The organism is Intrasporangium sp. (assembly GCF_039812505.1).
In the GTDB taxonomy this organism is placed as follows: domain Bacteria; phylum Actinomycetota; class Actinomycetes; order Actinomycetales; family Dermatophilaceae; genus Intrasporangium_A.
Genome location: NZ_JBDIAQ010000187.1, coordinates 1 through 5,892 on the forward strand (window position 1 = coordinate 1; position 5,892 = coordinate 5,892).

At 72.8% G+C, this 5,892-nt stretch carries 6 protein-coding genes; 2 read left to right on the forward strand and 4 right to left on the reverse strand.

The genetic code is table 11. The features are described 5' to 3' along the window. Window positions 1–78: 78 nt before the first annotated feature. The 3 genes from WMI84_RS16395 to WMI84_RS16405 all read right to left on the reverse strand — a co-directional run bounded on the left by WMI84_RS16395 (window position 79) and on the right by WMI84_RS16405 (window position 1,872). Window positions 79–480, reverse strand: coding sequence for a hypothetical protein (locus tag WMI84_RS16395; protein ID WP_347354847.1), 402 nt, complete (start codon window positions 478–480; stop codon window positions 79–81). A 63-nt stretch (window positions 481–543) separates the two neighbouring features. Further along, window positions 544–1,056, reverse strand: a complete 513-nt coding sequence (locus WMI84_RS16400) for a type IV toxin-antitoxin system AbiEi family antitoxin domain-containing protein (RefSeq protein WP_347354848.1) — start codon at window positions 1,054–1,056, stop codon at window positions 544–546. A 288-nt stretch (window positions 1,057–1,344) separates the two neighbouring features. Further along, window positions 1,345–1,872 (reverse strand): MaoC family dehydratase, encoded by a 528-nt coding sequence (locus WMI84_RS16405; protein WP_347354849.1) that lies wholly within the window; start codon window positions 1,870–1,872, stop codon window positions 1,345–1,347. Window positions 1,873–1,977: 105 nt separating this feature from the next. Between WMI84_RS16405 and nadE the strand changes: the two genes are divergently transcribed. After that, entirely contained in the window at window positions 1,978–2,820 is an 843-nt protein-coding gene (gene nadE, locus WMI84_RS16410; protein WP_347354850.1) for an ammonia-dependent NAD(+) synthetase, read from the forward strand. Here the strand turns inward: nadE and WMI84_RS16415 are convergent. Beyond that, entirely contained in the window at window positions 2,801–4,276 is a 1,476-nt protein-coding gene (locus WMI84_RS16415; protein ID WP_347354851.1) for a threonine/serine exporter family protein, read from the reverse strand. The genes nadE and WMI84_RS16415 overlap by 20 nt on opposite strands. A 135-nt stretch (window positions 4,277–4,411) precedes the next feature. Here WMI84_RS16415 and WMI84_RS16420 point away from each other — a divergent pair. After that, window positions 4,412–5,892 (forward strand): aminopeptidase P family protein (locus WMI84_RS16420; RefSeq protein ID WP_347354852.1); only part of this gene is annotated, 1,481 nt, incomplete at its 3' end.

Below are 5,892 nucleotides of genomic sequence, written 5' to 3' on the forward strand. Positions count from 1 at the left end.
CCCTCGGTCCGGAGCAGCCACCAACCGGGACCACCTCGCAACACACCGAGCAACGGCCAACCCCGCCGGTTGCAACCATCAAGGTTGGACGGTGCTCGGTGTGTTGCGGTGTCCGGGCGGCGGCGAGGGCCGGGCGGACCGGACCCGGCCCACGAGCAGGCCGGGCCGGTCGAGCTCGGGCCAGACGACCCGCTCGACCGGACGCCCGAGCCGGCGGATGGCGTCCTCACGGCGCTTCTCGAGCCAGACGACTTGGCCGGCGTCCTGGATCGCGGTCTCCTGCTCCTCGACGTCTCGCCGGCGCTGGTACTTGATCCTCCCGTCGAACTCCACGACCACGCCCTCGACGAAGGCGTCGACCCGGGCGATGAAGATGCCGGCCGCATCGGTGATCCTCCGTTGGGTCTCGAACGCCAGCCCCGCGTCCTCGAAGATGAGCCGCATCCGGGTCTCGCCGACCGACTCGGACTTGCCGTCCATCCGGACCACCGCGTCCAGTGCCCGTTGCCTCCCCTCGTGCGGGCTGACGAGGGCAACCTCGGCCTAGAGGTCCTCGAGCCTAGTGAGCCCGCCGTGCAGCGCGGCATCTCCGGCCACGACAGCGCAGTCGCGGCCCATGGTCAGTGCGGTGCGCACCAGGGCCCTCGCGAGGGGGCACACCCGCACGCCGCGCAGCACCTCGGGGACGACGCCGGCCGTCGGATGGATGCAGAGTCCGGCCCGGTGCACGGGCTGGCGCACCGCACCGAGCAGATCGACCCGGTCGGTCCTGGCTCCCCAAAGTGGTAGGCCGCGCAGGGCCAGCGCCGCATGATGGCTGACCGTGTCGCCGGGTCTGGTCCGGGCCACCGCCAGCACGCGCAGACGATACCTCTCGTCGGCGTCGGCGGCCTCCCAGCGGCTGCGGGCGACATAGGCGCCACGACGAACCCGGACCAGCTGCCGCTCCCGGACCCCGGTCCGAAGCTCGACGTCCGACACCCCTCGGGCATGGGCGTCCCGGGCGGCGAGCACCCCGTGCTGCAGCTCGGCCAGGGCGTGAAGTCGCGTGTCCATGACGGCAGCCTGCGGCCTCGACCCTGCTGCTCGTCAGGCCGTCCCCTGACACTGTGGACGGGGCCGGAAGCCGCCCCCGGCTGTGGACGACCGGGACACCTCGAACTGGTGGGCGACCGCGACACACCGAACTGGTGGGCGACCGCGACACACCGAACAGCGGCAAGGTCCAATGGTTGCAACCGTCGAAGTTGACGATTGCTCGGTGTGTTGCGCAGCGCCCGGGCGGGTCGCAGCGTCCGGGCGAGCCACAGCCGTCCGGGCGAGCCCCGCCCGGGCGAGCCCCGCTCAGGCGGGCCCGGGCCAGTTCCGGTCCGGCACCGGCACCGGACGGCCCGGCTGCTCACCGCCGCGCGCGTCGAGGTAGGCCTGCTTTGGCACCATCACCTTGCGGCGGAAGATGCACACGACCTGGCCGTCCTGCTTGTATCCGATCGTCTCGACGTGCACCACACCGCGGTCGTCCTTGCTCTTGCTCTCCCACTTGCCGAGCACGGTCGTCTCGCCGTAGATCGTGTCGCCGTGGAAGGTCGGCGCGACGTGCCGGAGCGACTCGACCTCGAGGTTGGCGATGGCCTTGCCCGAGACGTCGGCCACGGACATCCCGAGCAGCAGCGAGTAGACGTAGTTGCCGACCACGACGTTGCGCCCGAACTGCGTGGTCTCCCCGGCGTAGTGGCCGTCCAGGTGCAGCGGGTGGTGGTTCATGGTCAGCAGGCAGAACAGGTGGTCGTCGTACTCGGTCACGGTCTTGCCGGGCCAGTGCCGGTACACGGCCCCGACCTCGAACTGCTCGTAGCTGCGCCCGAACTGCATCCCAACTCCTCACGTGCGAAAGCGGACGCTCCCAGCGTGCCGGAGTGGGCGGCATACGGACACGCTCGTATGCCGTGTGCTTGCTCACGCTGTACCTTCACTCCCGTGACGACTTCCTTCACCCCCGGGCCGACCCAGCAGGCGGTCATCCGCGAGCTCGGCGTCACGCCCGACTTCGACGCCGCCCGCGAGGCGCGGGCCCGGGTCGCCTTCCTGGTCGACTACCTCCTGGCGACGGGCGCCGGGGGCTACGTGCTCGGGATCAGCGGCGGGGTCGACTCCTCCACCGCCGGGCGGCTTGCCCAGCTGGCCTGCGAGCAGGCCCGGGAACGCGGCGCGCAGGTGCGGTTCGTCGCGATGCGGCTGCCCTACGGCGTGCAGGCCGACGAGGCGGATGCCCGCCGCGCGGTCGACTTCATCCGCCCCGACGAGGTCGCCACGGTCAACATCAAGGACGCGACCGACGCCGTCATCGCCGAGGTGGACCGCGCCGAGTCGGGGCTCGTCGCCGCGGCGCGCGTGGACTTCGCCAAGGGCAACGTCAAGGCGCGCCAGCGCATGGTCGCGCAGTACTACCTGGCCGGGCTGCGGGGCCTGCTGGTCATCGGCACCGACCACGCCGCCGAGGCGGCCGTGGGCTTCTACACGAAGTTCGGCGACGGGGCCTGCGACCTGACGCCGCTGGCCGGGCTGAACAAGCGCCGCGTACGGGCGCTGGCCCGCCACCTGGGCGCTCCGGAAGAGCTCGTCGCGAAGGTCCCGACCGCTGACCTCGAGGACGGCAAGCCGCTGAACCCGGACGAGGTCGCGCTCGGGGTCGGCTACGACGCGGTGGACGACTACCTCGAGGGCAAGCCGGTCGCGGACCACGACCGCGAGGTCATCGAGCGCTGGCACGCCCGCACCGCCCACAAACGGGCCCTGCCGGTCACCCCCCGCGGCGGGTGACCGCGCTGCGCGCGTCACCGCGCGTGGTGAGCGAGGGCAGCTCCCCCGAGTCGGACAGCACCGGGTGCCTCGGGCGGCGCTTCGGGTCCCGCGGGACCGTGGCCCCGGCCGCCACCGAGAGCCGCTGCCCGGTGCGGCGGGCCAGCAGCAGCCCCGCGAAGTAGGTCCCCAGGGAGACTCCGGCTGCCAGCGCCAGGCCTTGCCCGAAGGCGCCCACCAGGGTCGGCAGGCCCGCGCTTATCCCGGCGCCCTCCGGCTCGGAGACGACCTGCGAGATCCCTTGGTAGACCGCCCGGCCCGGGAGCATCGGCACGATCGCGCCGGTGGTCACCGCCATCGCCGACAGGTCCAGGCGCCGGGCGAGGAGCCGGACCGTGAAGCCGATGACCAGGGCGGCACCGGCCGAGGCCGTCGTCGAGCCCACCCCGACGTCCTCCATCACGGCCAGCGCGACCCAGCCGGCCGCCCCGGCCAGACCGGCGAGTGTCGCCGCCCGGCCGTTCGAGTAGGCCATGACGGCGAAGGCGGCCGAGATGACCGCAGCGCACACGACCTGGACCACCAGGTCGTCGGTGAGCCTGGTGAACGGGGTGATCGCGATGGGATACCCGAGGCGCTGGCCGACCGCGAGCACGACCGAGATGCCGATCGCGATGCCCAGGGACAGCACGATGACCTCGAAGGCCCGCGCGACCGCGGTCACGTAGTACCCCGACAGGGCGTCCTCGGCGGACCCCACGACGGACAGCCCGGACAGCAGCATCACGATGCCGGCCGCGACGATCAGCGACGGCGAGACGTGCCCCAGTCCGGCGACACCCTTGGACTGGGCCACCACGACGAGGGTGGCCGCCACCGTCGGGATGGCCGAGCCAACGATCTGCGCAAAGAACGCCGCCACCCCGAGCCGGCCGAGCCAGTCGAGGACCCGGCTGATGAACCAGGCGCTGACGAACGTCGCGACGCTCATCAGCCAGCCGGCCCCGATCAGCGCGGCGACGGCCGCGGCGAGCGTCGCCCCGGCCGCGGTCACGACCCAGCGGCGGTAGGGGTGCGGCGCCCCGATGACCCCGTCGATGCGCACCCGGGCCTCCTCGGGGTCGACCGGGTGGGCCACGAGGTCCACCACCAGGGTCCGCAGGCGCTCGAGCCGGGTGTAGTCCTGCACCCGGAACCGGACGATCCGCATCACGGTCATCGGGTCGGCGTCCGGGCCCCGGTGGTACGACACGGTGACCGAGGTGTAGTTGACGTCGACGTGCACCGAGCGCAGCCGGTAGGCATCCGTGAGCATCAGGACCGTCCCGGTCACGTCGGCGGCTGAGGCCCCCGTCGACAGCAGCGCGACCCCGGCCCGCATGGCCAGGTCGATGACCGCCTGGGCGGTCTTGCGGTCGACGCCGTCGGGCGAGGTCCACACCAGGATCTCGTCGGTCGGCGGTCCGCTCGGGCGCATGGCCCGACGCGTACTGGCGCGCAGGCCCGGCCGCCGGACGTGCACGGCGGAGGGACGACGGGACGGTTGCCTGCGAGCCACGCGGCCACCTTATGCGGTGCCGAACCGGGTCGCCGGGGTGGGACGATGTGCTGCGTGACCAGTGAAGAGCAGCAGAAGTCCGCCAACCGGGCCCGCCCGACGACCGACGAGTTCCGCGCGTTCGTCGCGCGCGGCTGGGCCCCCCGCAGCGCCGGGCTCCCGGCCCGCGCCGAGGCCGCCGGGTATGCCGCCCAGCGCCGTGCCGCGGTCAGCGCGCGCTTCCCCGGGGAGCGACTCGTCGTACCGGCCGGTGGCCTGAAGGTCCGCAGCAACGACTGCGACTACGTCTTCCGCCCGCACAGCGCGTTCGCGCACCTGACGGGTCTGGGCAGCGACCGCGAGCCCGATGCCGTCCTCGTGCTCGAGCCGCGCGCCGCGTCGGACCCGGGTGCGGGCGATGGCGGGCACGACGCGGTGCTCTACTTCCGCCCGCTGGCCGGTCGCGACACCGAGGAGTTCTTCGCCGACGCGCGGTACGGCGAGTTCTGGGTCGGGGCCCGTCCGACCATCGAGGACGTCGAGGCCGAGCTGGGTGTCACGGCTCGCCACATCGACGAGCTGCGCGACGCGCTGGCCAAGGACGCCGGCACGGTGCGGATCCGGGTCGTGCGTGACGCCGACCCGCAGGTCGCCGCCCTCGTGGACGCGGTTCGCGACGAGTCCGGCGCCACCGACTCGACCGCCGACCGCGGGACCACTGCGAGCGTCGGCGACGCCTCGGACACCGCGACGTCCGAGACCGGCGCGGCCGCCGTCGCGCAGGACGAGCAGCAGCAGACCCCTGACGAAGAGCTGGCCGCATTCCTGTCCGCGCTCCGGATGGTCAAGGACGCCTGGGAGGTCGAGCAGATGCGCTCGGCCATCGCAGGGACCAAGCTCGGCTTCGAGGCGGTCATCGCCCAGCTCGCGGAGGCCGTCCGGCGGGGGCGCGGCGAACGCTGGGTCGAGGGCGTCTTCGGCCTGCACGCCCGTCACCACGGCAACGGCGTGGGCTACGACTCGATCTGCGCCAGCGGTGACCACGCCAACACGCTGCACTGGATCAAGAACACCGGTGAGGTCGAGGACGGCGACCTGCTGCTGCTCGACGCGGGCGTCGAGGTCGACGCGCTCTACACCGCCGACATCACCCGCACCCTGCCGGTCAGCGGCACCTTCACCGACGCGCAGCGGGAGATCTACGAGGCGGTCTACGAGGCGCAGCAGGCCGGCATCGCGGCCGCCCGGCCGGGCAACCGGTTCAGCGACGTGCACGCCGCCGCGATCCGCGTGATCGCCCAGCACCTGCACGACTGGGGCCTGCTGCCCGACGGCGTCGGCGTCGAGGAGACCCTGGACAAGGAGCACGGCCAGTACCACCGCCGCTGGATGGTGCACGGCACGAGCCACCACCTCGGCCTCGACGTGCACGACTGTGCGCTCGCGACCCGCGAGGAGTACATGGACGCCGAGCTGCGACCCGGCATGATCCTCACCGTCGAGCCCGGCCTCTACTTCAAGGCCTCCGACGAGCTGGCGCCGGAGCGGTTCCGGGG

Bases quoted from the DNA above. Each gene is read 5' to 3' on its own strand.
- WMI84_RS16400 (WP_347354848.1), bottom strand. From the start codon at position 1,056: ATGGACACGCGACTTCACGCCCTGGCCGAGCTGCAGCACGGGGTGCTC.
- WMI84_RS16415 (WP_347354851.1), bottom strand. From the start codon at position 4,276: ATGCGCCCGAGCGGACCGCCGACCGACGAGATCCTGGTGTGGACCTCG.
- WMI84_RS16405 (WP_347354849.1), bottom strand. From the start codon at position 1,872: ATGCAGTTCGGGCGCAGCTACGAGCAGTTCGAGGTCGGGGCCGTGTAC.
- WMI84_RS16395 (WP_347354847.1), bottom strand. From the start codon at position 480: ATGGACGGCAAGTCCGAGTCGGTCGGCGAGACCCGGATGCGGCTCATC.